This window comes from Pedobacter zeae (genome assembly GCF_014196715.1).
GTDB classification, from domain to species: Bacteria; Bacteroidota; Bacteroidia; order Sphingobacteriales; family Sphingobacteriaceae; genus Pedobacter; species Pedobacter zeae.
Map to the genome: position 1 here is coordinate 260,425 of NZ_JACIEF010000001.1, position 17,051 is coordinate 277,475.

A 17,051-nucleotide genomic window follows, 5' to 3' on the forward strand; every position below is an offset into this window, starting at 1 on the left:
CATGAAAACCAGATTCATTCCAATTATAATTTTGATCAGTACCTTGGCCGCCTGTGGCGGAAACCAGAAGCCTGTGGACATCAGTCCTGCAAAAAATGGCAAGGAAGCTAAATATGAAACCGCCAGAGTCGAAGAACAGGCCCTGTCGAGTTTTAGCCGCATTCCCGGGGTGCTCAAGCCTTTCAATCAGGTAAACATTTTTCCGAAAGCCAATGGATTTGTGAAGGCGATACTGGTCGACTTAGGGTCGAAAGTTACCAAAGGCCAGCTGCTAATGACCCTGGAAGCACCAGAACTTGAATCGCAGTTACAATCAGCAGATTCCCGTTACTTGCAGGCACATGAAACCGCATCGGCAAGCAGTGAGAAGTACAGGAGGCTAAAAGAGGCCGCAAAGGAGGAAGGTTCGGTATCTCCATTGGAACTTGATAATGCACTTTCCAGGATGAGAGGGGATAAGGCTATTGCCGAGGCCGAACGCTCAAATGTTTCTTCTGTACGCACCATGCTGGATTACTTAAAAGTATATGCACCTTTTGATGGGATCATTGTTGACAGGAATGTGTCCCCTGGGGCATTGGTATCGGCTGGAAAATCTTCAGACCTCCCTATGCTGGTATTGCAAGACCTGACCCGGATGAGGCTTGAAGTATCCATCCCCGAAGATTATGTAGACAAAGTGGACCTAAGTCAGATGGTTAAATTCCGCTTTAATGCGTTGCCGGGAGAGCAGTACCAGGCAAAGATTAGCCGGTCTGCAAATTCCCTTGGCAATATGCGTCAGGAAGTTGTGGAGGTTGATGTAGCCAATAAAGATAACCGGTTAAAGGCTGGGATGTATGCCGAGGTTGAAATACCGCTTAAATCCGGTGCAACCTCGCTTCTTGTACCCAATTCCGCTATAGTTCGTTCTACAGAGCGGAAATATGTAGTGGAGGTTGAAAATGGCAAAGCGCGCCTTGTCGATATCAAGGAAGGAATGAAAGGAACGGACATGACCGAGATTTTTGGCGGAATTAAAGCAGGGGCAGAGATCGTTTCGCCTGCTAACGATGAGATCAAAAGCGGTCAGGCGCTTTAATATTTTGCCGGATGGATTTCCCTCCATCCGGCAAATATTTTATTAGTCAGATCAGAAAAAAGGTAAATATGAAAGGTTTTAATTCAGCTTATAGATTGAAACGTATGAGGAGTACCTGTATATCAGAGATAGATGTATCAAAAAAATGCAATCAGAGGTCGATGGAGACTTTGCTGTTATTGTTCCACTGACTACCTTCAGAATGACCGAAAAAGTATCGCATAACCAGGTTTAGCTACCCTTAGCCTGTTGAGGAAAAGAGCAAGGATTTATGTTTTCTACATTTCTTGCAGTCGGGAGAAGTTTAATCCTGAATTAAAGCTTATATCCAAAATTCCGCTTGCCGAATTATTATTTTTTCCCGTTTTTGATACGCCACAATATCCAGTTTTTGTTGGAGCAGACCGGATGTAACGAAACTCCTTTTGAACGTAATGTTTGTATCGTACTGGCATTCAATAGCCCAAAGGAATCGTATGGGCTTTCTTTTTTGGTCGCCAATATGTAGGATACATGGTTTACGGGCTGGGCAAGTGCCGCCAGGAAGCTATTTTCTTCCGGAGTCAGGAAAATTTTCGCAGATCCTGTTAATGCAATGATCTGGTAGGCATTGGCATCATCCGTAAGTATGCCGTCGTGGGAGTTAATCCTTCTAATGCAGTCAGACAGTATTTCATTATCGTCTCTTTCAAGCGGCTTTTGCGTTATTAGTGATACAAGTGCATCCTGGTATTTTTTTTCTTCTGGCAGGTGGCTCGAATTCATGGTAAGATATGCGGTAACAAGCTGTAAAATAATAATCGAGAGGTAAAAATGTTTACCAAACCTAAGTGTCCTGATACTTTTAGCATTTGCTATAAGCGCCCAGCAAAGGCATATAAAAGCAGCGTAAAAATGAACGGGGATATAAACACTGGGATATTTTATCTTTAAGAATTCTATGAAGAAGAAAAGGGAAAAAACCATAAAGATGTTGCGGTTGATGCTTTTGAAAATGCCCAGACAGAGCAGCAACAGCGGCGCAAACATCAATATTCTTACCGTTACCAAAAAATGTACCTCAGGAAATATACGCTCCAATTTGCTATCTGCTAAATTATTGAGATGATCTGTCTGATCTGTAATTGCGCTATAATTTGCGTAGGGACTGTTTAAATAATAATCGGCATCTCCGGTGTAGGTCTGGTTCAGCAACCTGAAAATCAATATCGCGGTTATCGGAAGGGCAAATATAATGAGGTAAACGGCCAGGGTTTTATTAACCAGTTTACGCCTGATCGATTGGGTATTGAATGCGATTGCGATCTTGTCCAGTGGGTCGTTTTTTGCAACGGTCATGGATTGAAGGGCCACAAAAAAAATAATAGGAAGGATAAACAGCATCAGCCAGGAAAACTTGAACGAACAGAAAATAAGCAATGTGAAATAGATACTGGCCACCGAAATATGGTAAGAGGTATTCGTACGGAAAAACCTGAAAATGCTCATTACAAAAAGATAGAAGAAGATGAGCACCATGTACGAACTTTTTCCTGATACGGCGAAAAAAATGAATGCAGGATGCAACATAAAGGTAATGAGTATGCCCAAAAACAACCAGTTCCGGTACTGGTGCGCTTTGATCGATGCTGTAATAATGAAAAAAAGTGCAGAACTACCTAAGGCAGAGGCCAGAACCGGAGAAAACCTTATGCTCAAAAAAGAGAAAACCCACGAAAAAATGAAAGGTAACTGAGGAAAAGTAAGCCCGCCGAGCTTAATTCCATCTGCATCGCCCTCGTGCAGAAGAGCAGATTTTTCGGTAAAAAAAAGTGCTTCATTACTGTGCACCCCTCCTGAATAAAGCAGGTAAGCGATATAAATATAATACCCGAACAATAAAAATGATAGCAGGCATAAGAATTTATTTGATTTTGCAATCATATGGCTTCCGGTTTTGTATCCCTGTTCATCTGTACCTTGCTTAGGCCATGATCTGTTTTTTCCCAATAAAAAGGTTTGGTAATCAGCTGCCAAAGTCCTTTATACGCAGCAATAGAGTGCATTAACCAATAAAATGGATTAAGAATAGAGAACAGAATGAGTTCGTAATATCTCCGTTTGAAAACGGCGATCATGTTAACATAAATAATGAGCATGTTACCTATGGCCAGGTTGAACATCGAAATATAAAGTACCCAATCAGGAAATATGGTACGGATATCTTCAAGATCGAATACCAGGTAACAGATAAAAAGCAGGAGCAAAAGCGGGTAGATAAGGAAAGTAACGGGTGTTGCGCCGATAAAAAAATTAAAGCCTAAAAAGCCTTTCCAACCTATTTTTTCTATCAGTTTAGAAGGGTTTCGCATATGTACCAGGTAGGTTTGCATGTAACCTTTTATCCACCTGGAGCGCTGCCTGATCCAGTTAAAAGGTTCGTTGTTGGCTTCTTCATAGGTTGTAGAGTTTACCAGTGCAATCTTGTAGCCTTTAGCAAAAGCCCTTATGCCAAGATCGGCATCTTCAGTAACGTTAAAAGGATCCCAACCACCCAGCTCCATCAGGCTGTCGAACTTAAAGTGGTTACTGGTACCACCTAATGGAACAGGAATATCCAGGGTGCTTAGTCCGGGTAGCATGTAATCGAACCAGTACGAATATTCGAGGGTAAACATCCGTGTAAGAAAGTTTTCATTCCTGTTAAAATAATTCAGTGCACATTGTATACAGATGTAGTTTTTGGGTAGCTTCTTGAACATAATTGCCACCTTTCTGAGCTGGTCCTGGTCAGGTACATCTTCGGCATCATATATCGTAAGGTATTCCCCACGCGAGAAATACAGGCCATAGTTACAGGCTTTGGGTTTTGTTTTTGGCATGTGGAAAGGAACAACAACCACTTCGAAAATCGCCGGAAAATCAAGGTCTCTTACTGCATTTAACGTTTTGTCGTCATCTTCTTCTATCAGGAGTTTAATATCCAGTTTTTCCCTGGGGTAATCCAACGACTGTAGATTCCAGATCAATTTTTTAATCAGCTTATCTTCCCTGTAAACGGGTAACTGGATCGTAAAAACAGGCAGGTCTTCCTTTTTTACCTTTTTCAGCTCTTTTTTGCTCACTGCCTGGAAAAGTTCGAGCCTTGAGCCGGTAAGGGCAAGAAACAGCTTAAAAGCAATCGCTACTAAAAAAAAGCTGCTCATCAATATGTTGATGATGATGGTGGTGTTAATAAAGCTGAGAAAGAGCGAAGCTGTAACCAGTGCAATAACCGAAAAGATAATAATCAGCTGGGTTTTGGTAAAGGTAACAAGTGCCGAGCTTTCCGGGTCCCTGTTGAGCAGTTCGAATACCGCTTTTTTAACATACTTTTCGCCCAGTAGCTTATGTCCGAGCCAAAGGATATCCAGATCGGAAGCAAGCAGTACTTTTACGGGGCGGCCATATTTTTCCTCAATCAAAAGAAAATCTGCGGTTGCAGTAGGGTCAGCAACAGCAATAACCAGGTAATCGTCTTCTATTCGCAACGGCAGGATCAGGTCGCGGTCAACGGTTTTCAGGTCCATCTGCATCATTACTTCCAGGTCGGTCTCTTCTAACCGCACATCTTTAAAATCGTAACCCTCTTCCAACAGGCATTTTTGGTAATCCTTGCGGCTAATGTATCCAAAATTAAGCAGGATCTTTACCAGCGATAATCCGCTGGTTTCTCCAAATGAAGCAATCCGCACCACATCATCCTGCGTTATATATCCACGATCAGACAGTATTCCTATAATATAACGCTGCTGTTTTTTGTCCATGTTAAAAGCGTATGATCCCCGTAACTGTAACCCCCTGGCCAATACCTGAGTTCCTGTTGAATATGTCGTGGAAAAGGCCTGCAAATATCCAGTTTTCACCAGTAATACGCTGCCCGAAGCTGATATTGGCTTTTATAAAGGTAAATTCGGTATTCGAAGCAGGGTTTTCGGGATTAAACTGGTTAGATCGTAATGAACTGATCCCGTTTATTTCACCCATAACCTGATTGTTCTTGCCCAGATGTAAGCCTGATGTAGCAATGTAGCTCAGCTGGCCTACGTTACCGAAGGTATTACCGAAATATTGCCTGTAACCGGCCTCTACATTAAAATAAGCTGCCGGAGTGCTCCCGCTGAAAAGCAGTTTAAGTTCCGAACCAAACTGGCCATAACCCGTACTGGGATTACCATTTTTGCTATACAGCGGAATGGCTGCCAGTGCCTGGGCCGAAAGAAAATACTTTTTTTGGTTAAATTCCAAAAGGTTGTATTTTAATCCTATTTCCACATCTGAAAGTGCAGTATTGCGGTTTCGCTGGATATTATCTTTAAACTGTGCAGAGGTTAACGGGAGTTTTGCCACCAGGTCGAGGTGGTCGGTAATGCCATATTCCAGGTAAAGCTGGGTGGTAAAAGAACTGTATTTCCCATCATTGGCATAACTGTATTTCTGCCCGTTAAGGTCGCGGTACTGGTTGGCCACGAAATAGCTTAAATAAGGAGCTAGCAAGGCTTTGCCCTTTCGCATCGGAAAACCACTTGCTATAGCATGCTGTACCATGAAAAATGGGATAATTGTTGCGAAAATGAATTTTATAGCTTTGGTATTCATGGTGGTATGTTATTGGGTTACAATTTTTTGTGATTTACTTACTTTTGAACGGACATACAGATAAGCCAGGAAAATCAGGAACAGCACACCCGCAAGCAGAATCAATTTATATTTGAGCCAAAACGTTTGCCAGCGGCCGTTACCATCGCCCTGGTAAACAATATTGTTGCTGTTCCTTTCGAGGTTGAATACCAGGTGGCTGTTTTTGCTGTTAATTAGTGTGTTTCCGGAAAGCAGGTTTAACTGTTCATTCAAATCCAGGATGCTGTTTTCCAGAAGCCCTGTAGCAGCTTCATTTGGCAGGGCAGTAACCGAAAGCACTATAGGATAATACTGATCCCTGAATATCTGCGAGATGGCAGAAGCTTCTGGCGAGGAAAGTTTATAAATCGCATGACCAGGTTGTTCACCATAAATGGTAAAATCAGTCTTATACTGTAATGGCATCTCCTGAAAACTTTGAAGCAACTGATCCTGCCTGTCGCTTATCAATACAATGTTGTGTCCTTTGTACTTAGCCGCATTGTTGCTGAAATCTATAACAGGGCGGTATACAATCTCATTACTGGGATGATCGTTTAACTGGTAGGTTAACTCACAAATTGCTTTTACAGCATGAGAAAGCATATTTTTTGCCACCAATATGGCCGTTTCCTGTTGAAAAACGTCAGGATAACTGTAAAAACTGACCTGCTTTTCTTCCAGGTTATCAGCTACCTCCAGATAAGATTTTGAGGCATCAACCTGTCCGATAAAACGCCGAAAATTACCCTGACATACGCCATTAACCGGATAAAAAACAAATTCTGTTCTGAGTATATTGAATTTTTTGATCTGGTAGCGGTTAGCGGTTGCGCTCACCTGCAATGTACCCGATTCATTCAATTGTCTGCTTGTAAGCAGGATATCATTTAAATAAACATTAAAATAGCCCCTGTCGTGCTGTCCAATGCCAGAAAACCTGATCTCAAACTGGCAGTTCAGTGCTGCCGGAAGTGTGCTGAATACCGATGTTTTAAAGCGGTAATCGTGGCTTAAGCTTCCCGTCCCCATCATCAGATTGTTATTGTCTTCAAGATCCGAAAGCTTTAGCCTGTTTTTTTTCTCCAATTCTTTGTAACCGGCTTTGTCAACTTTTAATACATCCTGAAAGCTACTTCCTAAAATTCCAGGAGTGAGCAGTGCATCAGTAGCTTTACTCATACCGGCAACGTCTGCTGCGGTAACAAACAGAATCTGCCTGAGCGATCCGGCCTTTGCGGTATCAGTTTCTTTGTTCAGATAAAGAATGCCTTCACCTCTTTTCGGCGTAATATTGAGTTTGGAACCAAATTTAGGCTTAAGCTTATGCGCCAGTCCGATAGCAATAAAATTATCAAGCGCCTGCGGCATCTGCGAAATTGGGTAGAGGTCAATATGTTCAGTAGTGCTCCTTAACAGTTTGGCATAGGTTAATGCAACTGTCTGCAGTTCGGCAGCCGAAATATTGTTGGGGTAAACAATTGCTTTTTTACTGAAAAGGGTATTGGAAAGATTTACGGTAGAAGGACCATATTGCTTGTTTTTTGCCCAATATACGGTAGAGCTCGGCAAAATGTTCAGCCATAAACCAGCGTTGTTGTCGTCCTGGCACACATCGTTGCCAATAATGAGTTGTGATTTGACGGTAATTTTTAAAAAATCAGAAGTAGCCTTGCTGTTTTTGCGTATGGGCACCACAATCTTGTTGATACTATCCGTTTGAAAACTGCTGCTCATGGCCGGCATATCATTAATCAGTACATGGATAAATGATTTTGCGGTATTCAGCACCTTTGAAGCCTGGAAATCGATTATAAGGGTGCTTTTATCCAGCTGTTGGTTGGGCAGTATGCGGATGTAATAAATATACTGTCCTTCGGTTCCCCTTATTAGCTGGGACTGAAAACCGTAAGATTCGAACGATTTTTGTGCAAAACCCGCCATGGAACCAACAAACAATGCGAAAAAGATCAATAGTTTTTTCATATGGGATAAAATTCGAAAAATATTACAGATTAAAAGCCAGTACGTAACAAATATGAGCCTGGAATTTGTGGTAAATGAGCTCGCCTCGCATTTTTTCGGCCAGCAACCTGGCAATATAAAAACCTGGGCCAAGGCCTTGCTGAAGGCTTTGTGCTGTGGGTACCGCAGTTTCCCATTCGTTTGCCACACGATCCGCTTCTAGGCCAGGTGGTATACAATTGATAATAAGGTGAAGTTTGCTGTTACTTTCCTTCATCCGGCAATCAATAAGGTCGTTTTTGTTGTAAAACTTAAAACAATTTGCAAAAAGGTTAAAAAGAATCTGGTCGGTATAAAGCTGATCCAGTTGAAGCGTTGGCCATTTTTTTTGCGGATCGAGGCTAAAGTTGATGTCGGGATACCCAAAACCGCTGATCAGGCAATTGGCTACTGCCTGGGTACTGGCAAGAAGATCGACTTTTTCCAGAGATAATACAACATCACTTGACAGGTCTGAATGATCATTAGGGAAAAGTTCAGCAAGCTGTTCCAGCCTGAGGATATTTTCGTTGATGGTTTCTATATGATGCAGGTTTTGTTGCCCCTGCCCAAGGTCTCTCATGGCATTGGCCGATAAATTGATCGAACTGATAAAACTCAGGATATCCTCCCGTACAAAGGCCATAAAGCTGTCTTGTTGCATGACCAGGTTGGTTAACCTCGAATTCGATATTTCAACCTGCTGGTTTTTATCTATCAGTTCTTCATGTAGCAGATTGAGCTTGGCCGTTGTACTTTTTACGCGCAGATCGTTTAAAGTATTTTTTCTGATAATACTGTACCTGGCTACTGGAATAAAACAAGAGAAAAAAAAAGTGATGATAAACAGTCCGGCCCCTTGGGTAATATAGGTTTCCACACTAACCGTATTAAAGAGGTGGTAGCCTACCGCCAGAAATATGAGTGTTAAGAAGAAGTGACTGAATGAGTTTGCAGGATGCCAGAAAACGGCCAGGTTGAAAAGCATCGATAAACTCGCAAAAACCATAAAAAATATAGGTGCAATATCAAATGGTACAATGTTACAGATGATGCAAGCATTGAGTGATATGAGAAGGCATGTGGTATGCAATGCGAAATAGGCAGGTTTTCCAAGTCTCATTGAAATATCGTAAACTGCATATATGAGCATCACTACGATGACTTTGGTGAGAAAAAGTGCCTGGTAGATAGGATAGGCATAAATATAGTCTAATATACCAAGTAAGGGATACAGGAATATAACCGTCCAGATAATGATGTTGGCGTAGTATGTCGATTTTTTTGTTAATTGCTTTTCATATACAGCATCACTGACATAAATGGCGGCGGAATTACCTGTTCTGGTTGGCATATTAAGGCATATTAATAAGTAGCAGGGGATGAATTTTAAACATAACAAAAATAAATGAATTGAAACAAAAAAAATACATACTATTACTTTTGGCTGCTTTTTGGCAGTTCGGCTATGCACAACAACGTAGTTTGGCGCATTTGCGGGCCGGCCAACTGGGCTATGGTATCAATGTATCCTGGCTTGAACAGTATTGGAATCCACAGGTATTGTATCGCGATAAATTAACTGATAACGATTTTCGCCTGATTGGAAGTTTGGGTTTCAAAACCATCCGCCTGCCTGTTGCTTTTCAGCAATTCTATATTCAGGGTAGCGATATACAGAAGGCCAAACTGCTTTCTGATATAGATGCGGTGATCAGAAAATCTATCCGGTACCGGATCAGGTTGGTGCTGGTAAATCATTATGGCAACCTCAGGGCAGACCATCTGCAGGATGATACACAACAATTGTTGGCACTTTGGACATTTCTTGAAAAACGTTACCGGAAAATCAGTTGCAACAGCCTTTATTTTGAGCTGCTGAACGAACCGGTGATCGGTGATCAGCAATGGCTCCCGGTTGCCCGGAAGCTGGCAGCGCGTATAAGGGAGGGGTCGCCTGACAGGACAATTATTGTGGGCGCCTCAAACTATAACAGTATTTACGAATTAAGCAGGATAGCCCCTTTACCGCTTAAGAATATCATCTACACTTTTCATTTCTACGAACCCTTTTTATTTACCCACCAAGGGGCCGATTGGATCGGGAAACAGGTAGCTACCACGGGCATCCCATTTCCTTATCTTGATCAGCAGATGCCCCCTTTGGCTCCAGCTGCAAGGGGTACGGCCGGAGAAGCAAATTATAAAAATTACCACAACGAGGGAAAGGCCGGCGCTGTACATGATAAGTTGCTGATCATCAAGAAATGGTCAGATATCCACCATGTACCGGTATTATGCAGTGAATATGGTGTATACCGGAAATTTGCATCTGAGCAAAGCATATGCAATTATTTAACAGCTGTTAAAAACGAACTCGACCGGTTGTCTATTCCCTGGATGATTTGGGATTATGATGAAAATTTTTCCATTTTTCAAGGTAAGCCAGGGAGGAGAACGCTGAGTCCCTGTCTGTCAGAACTGTTCAGGAAGTAATGTTAAGGTGCCTGCTTTAATGGTTTATCTGCAAATAGCACAATTGATCACACTAATTCCGTCCGGTTTTAATTGTTTTTGTTTTTACAAACCCGATAAGTTCGTCCCGGTAATTTTCACCGATGGTTAGCAAAAGATCGTTTTTCATTCGTACCAGATTGTTCTCAATTTCCTCTAAATAATTTCTTGAAATAATAAAGGATCTATGAATCTGAATAAAAGAATTATTATCCTTGAGTATTTCTTTGATCTTTGTAAGTGTAATGTGGGCAACCACAGTTTTTTGAGTCGTGTATATGGAAATGTAATTCTGAATACTTTCTATTGCTATAATTTCATCAAACCTGATTTTTACCAATTTCGACTTATCGTTTTTGCTTTTAATGAAGAAATACTGATCATCACTCTTTTTCTTTTCTTGAATAGGAATAATACGCCTGCTTTGTAATTTGTGTAACGCTGTGGCAAAATGACCTAGCGAAAAAGGTTTGAGAAGAAAAGCATCGGCTTCAATTTCAAATGCATCGAGTGCATATTTAGAATGGGCGGTTGTAAAAATTAGATTTCTGGTTTTATGCCTGATAATTTTAGCCAGGTCGATTCCTGATAAACCGGGCATTTCAACATCCATAAAAACAATATCAACATTATCGGCCGCAATAATAAAGTTCATTGCTTTTATGGGATCAGTAAAGCTTTCTATGAGTTCATAATTATCGAGAGTGGCGAGATAATCGCAGAGAAGTGCTAAGTTTGCAGGATCATCATCTACTGCAATACAGTTAAATTTCATATAGGGGAGAGCTATTCAGCTCAAATATATAATCTGTAGACATGAATAACAAAAAAAAATGACAGTTTCGTCATACATTTTATCTTATTCGTGGTACGATAATACCACTTACGTGTATTGGAAGAGGTTGACTATATAAAATCTCTTTTTTTTCTTTCATCTTCGATGCGGAGTTCCCACGCTTCACAAACAAACTAAATGCTAACAGATTGATTGCCATTAGTTGATAATAAGGTGTTTATATAGTGCACAATATTATCAATGATTAGTATCAATAATCAATTAATAGCAACAGATAAATATTAAAGTATGAAACCTGAATTAAATCCCAAGTTGAGATTAATATTTACCGTTTTAGCCGTTTTTGGTGGTTTTTTGCAAGCGATGGCACAAGAAACCTTACAAAGTGTAACCGATCGGGGTAATACAACCACTAATGGAATCAGAATTAATTCTTCGCTTGATGTTGGAGATGCTTACGACCCATCCAGATATGGTTTTTTACAGGTTGTACGCCCTGCTCAGCAGGGAAATTTATTCCATATATCACTGATCCGAAATGGCAGTATGGTCTACGGATTAGGTATGCTAAACAACTCAAGTACTTTTGGCTTGCAACCTGGGGATAGCAACGCTACGACTGAGGGTTTTTTTATGCTTCCATCAGGTAATATTGGTATAGCCAATCAGAATCCTGCTTTCAAACTTGATGTTGCGGGCGATATCAGATCGTTTGGGTCGCTTTATGTCTCGTCTAATAATGCAACCGGAGGAGGTATTAAACTGGGTGATGATGGTGACATGGTTGACCTGAATGATGGTTGGGCAACCCACCGTTTCAGCAATGGAATTAGGATCAATAATGCCAATTCGGGAGGAATACCTGTAATCCAGTTATCTAACTCCATTAATACCCCAAGCTTTTTTTCTTCCAGCAGGCTCGGGATCGGAACACAGGAACCGGCTGCGGCTTTAGAGGTTTCGGGAGCTGCTGTATTCGGTGGCAATATTGATCCAAATTCAGCTATCGGAAACCTGGGCTATTTGAATGGAACAGGGAAAATGTCAATCGGTTTTAACCGTTCAGGTGGCAGGGGCGAGGCAAGCTTTGTTTCTAACCAGGGAGGGGGAAATAGTGGTGGATTTGCTTTTTATAACCATAATAATCAGGGAGTAGAAAATGAGCTCCTGACTATAAATGGAAATGGAAATATTGGAATTGGTACATCATCACCCTCAACGGCTTTAGATGTCAGAGGGATTATCAGCACACCGGAGATTGCTTTTCGAAATGCGGATGGGGGAGATGATTCAGATCCATATCGTCTTAGAAAAGTTCAAGGCGGACCGAATACCAATTGGTTGGAACTTCAGCTCAATGATGATGAAACAGAATCTTTCAGGATATATGGGAACTCCTGTGTCGGGTATAGTTGCGGAAATTATAGCGGCAATCTGTATCATTCTTTTGATACAATGGGAAATGTTTACCATAAGGGAAACGTAGGAATCGGTACAACAGCACCAACTGAAAAATTAACTGTGAACGGAAAAATCAAAGCAAACGAAATCCGTGTTGATGGGCAGGGTGCACCAGATTATGTTTTTGAGGATAGCTATCATAAGCTTTCACTCGGCGAAATTGAACAGTACATCAAGCTTAATAAACATTTGCCCGAGGTTCCTTCTGCCAAGGAATTTGAGCGAGACGGTATGGCTCTTGGTGAAACGAATAAGTTGCTGCTTAAAAAGATTGAGGAACTCACGTTGCATTTAATTGAGAAAGAAAAAGAATTAAAAAGCCAGGCAGAGCGCTTAACGGAAATAGAAAAACTACTAAAAATTAATAAATAATGTGTATCAGATTAAAGCATTTTATCATTTTTTTTCTTTTTGGAATACAGTGTGCAATGGCACAAACCGGTGTTCGTAATGACGCGGGTTTGCAGGGTGATGCCGGAGCGGTTTCCGGTTTTTTTGAAACGGCATCGCCGGTAAATTATCCTGCAGGTGCTTCAAGCTGGTGGCATCTACTTGATGTAAGACATTCCAATCAGGTTAATAATTATGCCATGCAAATGGCCGGGAGTTTTTTTGACCAGAATTTCTATTTACGAAAAACTAATGGAAATGCTCAACAGCCCTGGTTAAGAATACTCACAGAGTATAATGGTGTACTCAGTTCGGGTAATCTCAATATCGAAACTTCTGCCGGGCAATCTTTTTTTACAGGCCGTCAGTTAGGAGATACTTACGGTTACGGAGCCGGCATTTTCAGGGCTTTAACAGATAATCCGAATGGTAGCCAGAATTTTTATTTTGACGGGGTAACAGCTGGTAACCGTCTTTTTAGTGTAAGGGCAGATGGGCAAGGTTATTTTGCCGGTGGCTTAGGAATTGATGTGCCGAATCCAATGGCTAAACTGCATATCCGGAAAATGGATGCTTTTAGCGATGGCAACGCGTCTGGTTCAACAATTGATAATTTATTGCTTATCCAAACACCATATACCAGTGTCAATCCGGGATCAACGAATGGTGCAGGATATAAATGGGGTATACAACTGTGGGGCAGGAACGATGCAGCCCAACTTTCTGCAGATAAGAGCGTTGGGATTTACGCCGTAAGTGAAGATCCTGGTTTAGGGTTTAACAGAAGTGTTGGCTTGGCTATACATACCAGTCCGTTTGATCAGGCCAATCGAGAAGTGCTACGCGTTGCTTCTAATGGTTTTTTTGGTTTAGGAACTCCTTCTCCCCGCGAGAAATTCGACTTATGGGGAGGAAAAATGACAGTAACCGGTGATGACCATAATGGTACAGCAATGATCACTTCATACAATGGTTTAGCACTTTATTCTAACAATCAATTTACCAACGGGCTTTCCATCAGTCCCGATGGAAATATCGGCATAGGGACAGGTACGGCATATGCAGGTGCAAAATTACATGTACAGGGTGGTGCCATGGTATTGGGCAACAATAGCGTTATTCACAATACAGATGGGTATTTGAGCCTTGGCAATATTTTAGAAAATTCGTCGCCTGTCATTAGCGATTGGACCAGTAAAACCACCATGTTGCTTAATGGCTTGGATTATTCCACCATCGGTTTCCACGATTCTGGGTCGAGGGTCGATTTTATTCGCGTCGGGAATGGAACGATGGAACTGGGCTACGATGGTGGTTTTGGTGCTCCTAATATTAAACTGCCCGGTGGCATTTGGAACAGTGCTGGTAACGTAGGGATTGGCATGAACAACCCAAGCGAAAAATTGACTGTTAACGGTAAAATCAAAGCCCGCGAAATTAGGGTTGATGGCTCGGGAGCACCAGATTATGTTTTTGAAGAAAATTATCGTAAGCTTTCACTCGGCGAAATTGAACAGTATATCAAGATTAATAAGCATTTACCCGAAGTTCCATCAGCAAAAGAGTTTGAAAAGGAAGGTATAGAGGTTGGAGAGATGAATAAGCTGCTGCTCAAAAAGATAGAAGAGCTTACCCTGCATTTGATAGAACAGGAAAAAATAATCCGTAAACAACAGGTCGATATTGATGAATTGAAAAAAAATAGTCAGACAAGAAGTGTAGAAAATAAAGATTAATGAAAGTTAAAAAAGTATTGCTTTATATCTTATTGATGTATAATGGAAAGGCTGCATTTTCGCAACAGTTAAACTATTTTGCTGCTTTAACTAGATTTAAGAGAGAAATCGCAGATAAAGGCGTTCTAAGTAAAATTAAAATAACGATTGATAGTGTACCGCTTGTCAATTCGATGCGAAGTTTTGCAGGACCTTATGCCTTAAATAATTATATAGCCGGAAACACTGATCTTAATACCTACCAGGAACCCGGTTTGTATGAATTTGAAACTGCTGGCGGGTTTTTAACCAATACGCCGCACGGAACGGTTACCAGTTCTAATTTTAAAGTAATTAGTTTAGGTCAATCTGCCAGAAATGCACAACTGATGTTCGAAACATCTAACAATTCGGTTTGGGTAAGGAACAATTGGGATTGGGGAACAGGTATGCAGCATACCCCTTGGGATCGTCTGGCTTTAATTTCTGAACTTGGTACTTCAGCTTTCGTAGGTTATGCATATGATGCCGATCCCCATACAATGGCAAGAAGAGATGATGGTGGGCATCTGAAGGCTAATTATTTTAGAACCCAGGCTATGCTTGAGGTTGGGTCGACAGCGCTTACCGGAATTTTTGCCTCTTCTGGTGACGAATTTATGCGCAAGTTTGATGTTACCAGTTTACGTAATTTTCTGGGAGTGCCCGCTCAAGGTGAAACTTTTGCCAGTGTTACGGCAAGAGATAACCATGCCTATAGCAACTTGGCGCTGAGTAAGCCAGATACCCCTAATCCAAATACCACCGGTGGAGATCGTGATTATGGTAGTTTGGGATTTTATAATTCCAATTTCGGACTGGAGAATGCGAGGGTAGAGGCTTATTATGCTGCAGGTCAGTATGTTGATCGCGGCGGGCTGAAATTCTATACCCGCGAAGGTGATGGGCTGCAAACCAGGATGACCATATGGCCAAACGGTAATGTTGGAATTGGAACTTCTGTACCTAACGAAAAGTTGACCGTTAATGGTAAAATCAAAGCAATTGAAATCCGTGTTGATGGTCAAGGAGCACCAGATTATGTTTTTGAAGATAGTTATCGTAAGCTTTCACTGCCTGAAATTGAGCAATATATTAAAATCAATAAACATTTACCAGAAATTCCATCAGCAAAGGTGTTGGAAATGGAGGGTATGGCCATTGGTGAAATGAACAGGCTATTGCTGAAAAAAATAGAGGAGCTTACTTTGCATTTAATTGAAAAAGATAAAGCGCTTACTACGCAGCATGCGGATGTTATAGCGCTACAAAAGCAATTAAGGGATCAGCAGCAAATACTTTTAACACTACAAGCAGAAGTAAAACAACTCTTACCAAAACAAGCAAAAATAAAATGAAGAAGTATTTGATGTATGCTTTGTTGGGTATTTTCATTTCTGTACAATTAATGGCACAGGCACCTATCGTTACTACAAGTGTTACCATTAAAGATGCCTACGATAACGTTGTAGCAACTAATCAGAATGGTTCAGTTCAACAACTTATTGGCAGTTATCAGGGCTGGGATCCCGAAGCCATTTTTATTGGCGGGTATAATGCGTTCTCCATGAACGGCGCTAATGCTACCAAAAGGATATTTTTAGGAGGTCCGTATTCCGGAACCAGCTTTTTGAGCATGGATCTCACATCAGGTAGCCTAGGCTTAAATACGACCAATCCACAAAGTTACTATCACGGAGGAAATAACAGGGTTTTTGAAATATTTAACCCCAGTAGCACCATCAATAGCCAATCGCATCTCATACTCAGCAGCAATTCAGTTATAAGTGGAAGCTCGGCAGGGAGTATTAGCTGGATGGCCAGGAATGCACAGTTTAATAAGGGAATGGCTTATATCGGAGCGCAACTTGCCGATGATGCTACCAATGATGCCAGGGCAAGATTAATATTTGCTACAGCTAATGGCACCCAACCCATGGTAAGAATGGTTATCGATCCGGTTGGAAATATTGGTATCGGTACTTACAATCCCGAAGATAAATTAACGGTAAACGGACGCATCAAGGCAAATGAAATCAGAGTGAACGGACAGCAAACGCCAGACTATGTTTTCGAAAAGGGTTATAAAGTTGCCTCGTTAGAAGAGGTAGAAAGTTATATAAAAAAGTATAAACACCTTCCGGAAGTACCTTCGGCTAAAGAGGCAGAAACTAATGGAATAGAATTAGGGGAGATGAACAAAATATTGCTTAAGAAGATCGAAGAACTCACACTTCATTTAATTAAGCAGGATAAGGAAATTAAACGCTTAAAAAAGCAGCACTTTGACCAATCTGCAAAAGCAAAAAAACAAATAAGAAATAATAAAAAATGATGATTACTAATTTACGGGCATATTATATGACCTCGATTATCAAGAGTTTAATGCTTTTTACGAAAAATTAGGCCTTAA

General features: G+C 41.1%; 12 protein-coding genes. 6 read left to right on the plus strand and 6 right to left on the minus strand.

What is annotated here, in order from left to right; all coding sequences use genetic code 11:
• Position 1 precedes the first annotated feature (1 nt).
• Positions 2-1,081, plus strand: coding sequence for an efflux RND transporter periplasmic adaptor subunit (locus tag GGQ60_RS01005; protein WP_183759533.1), 1,080 nt, complete (start codon positions 2-4; stop codon positions 1,079-1,081).
• Positions 1,082-1,432: 351 nt separating this feature from the next.
• Here GGQ60_RS01005 and GGQ60_RS01010 read toward each other — a convergent pair whose 3' ends face one another.
• Genes GGQ60_RS01010 through GGQ60_RS01030 form a run of 5 tightly spaced genes read right to left on the minus strand, consistent with a single transcriptional unit; the run spans position 1,433 to position 9,077 of the window.
• Positions 1,433-3,004: a hypothetical protein gene (locus GGQ60_RS01010; protein WP_183759534.1), complete on the minus strand. Its 1,572-nt coding sequence runs from the start codon at positions 3,002-3,004 to the stop codon at positions 1,433-1,435.
• On the minus strand, positions 3,001-4,866 hold the full coding sequence (locus tag GGQ60_RS01015) for a glycosyltransferase family 2 protein (RefSeq protein WP_183759535.1): 1,866 nt from the start codon (positions 4,864-4,866) through the stop codon (positions 3,001-3,003). Before GGQ60_RS01015 ends, GGQ60_RS01010 begins: the two co-directional genes overlap by 4 nt.
• Position 4,867: 1 nt before the next feature.
• Positions 4,868-5,698 (minus strand): hypothetical protein, encoded by an 831-nt coding sequence (locus GGQ60_RS01020; protein WP_183759536.1) that lies wholly within the window; start codon positions 5,696-5,698, stop codon positions 4,868-4,870.
• A 9-nt stretch (positions 5,699-5,707) separates the two neighbouring features.
• The gene (locus GGQ60_RS01025; protein WP_183759537.1) at positions 5,708-7,705 is read right to left on the minus strand and encodes a cellulose biosynthesis cyclic di-GMP-binding regulatory protein BcsB; all 1,998 of its coding nucleotides are present in this window, start codon (positions 7,703-7,705) and stop codon (positions 5,708-5,710) included.
• 22 nt (positions 7,706-7,727) lie between these two features.
• Complete coding sequence (locus GGQ60_RS01030) at positions 7,728-9,077, minus strand: histidine kinase (protein ID WP_183759538.1); 1,350 nt, start codon at positions 9,075-9,077, stop codon at positions 7,728-7,730.
• Positions 9,078-9,136: 59 nt separating this feature from the next.
• On the opposite strand from GGQ60_RS01030, the gene GGQ60_RS01035 reads away from it, so the two are divergent.
• The gene (locus tag GGQ60_RS01035; RefSeq protein WP_183759539.1) at positions 9,137-10,219 is read left to right on the plus strand and encodes a glycoside hydrolase family 5 protein; all 1,083 of its coding nucleotides are present in this window, start codon (positions 9,137-9,139) and stop codon (positions 10,217-10,219) included.
• Positions 10,220-10,271: 52 nt separating this feature from the next.
• On the opposite strand, the gene GGQ60_RS01040 is transcribed toward GGQ60_RS01035, so the two are convergent.
• Positions 10,272-11,012 carry a LytR/AlgR family response regulator transcription factor gene (locus tag GGQ60_RS01040; RefSeq protein ID WP_183759540.1) on the minus strand — a complete coding sequence of 247 codons (741 nt, stop codon included), beginning with the start codon at positions 11,010-11,012 and terminating at the stop codon, positions 10,272-10,274.
• 309 nt (positions 11,013-11,321) lie between these two features.
• Here GGQ60_RS01040 and GGQ60_RS22930 point away from each other — a divergent pair, with 309 nt between their 5' ends.
• From GGQ60_RS22930 to GGQ60_RS01060, 4 genes are read left to right on the plus strand one after another with little or no spacing between them, the layout of a single operon-like run.
• Positions 11,322-12,866, plus strand: a complete 1,545-nt coding sequence (locus tag GGQ60_RS22930; protein WP_183759541.1) for a tail fiber protein — start codon at positions 11,322-11,324, stop codon at positions 12,864-12,866.
• Positions 12,866-14,620: a hypothetical protein gene (locus GGQ60_RS01050; RefSeq protein ID WP_183759542.1), complete on the plus strand. Its 1,755-nt coding sequence runs from the start codon at positions 12,866-12,868 to the stop codon at positions 14,618-14,620. Before GGQ60_RS22930 ends, GGQ60_RS01050 begins: the two co-directional genes overlap by 1 nt.
• On the plus strand, positions 14,620-15,996 hold the full coding sequence (locus tag GGQ60_RS01055; RefSeq protein WP_183759543.1) for a tail fiber protein: 1,377 nt from the start codon (positions 14,620-14,622) through the stop codon (positions 15,994-15,996). Before GGQ60_RS01050 ends, GGQ60_RS01055 begins: the two co-directional genes overlap by 1 nt.
• A complete protein-coding gene (locus GGQ60_RS01060; RefSeq protein ID WP_183759544.1) occupies positions 15,993-16,973 on the plus strand; it encodes a hypothetical protein in 981 nt (326 codons plus the stop codon). Before GGQ60_RS01055 ends, GGQ60_RS01060 begins: the two co-directional genes overlap by 4 nt.
• Positions 16,974-17,051 lie beyond the last annotated feature (78 nt).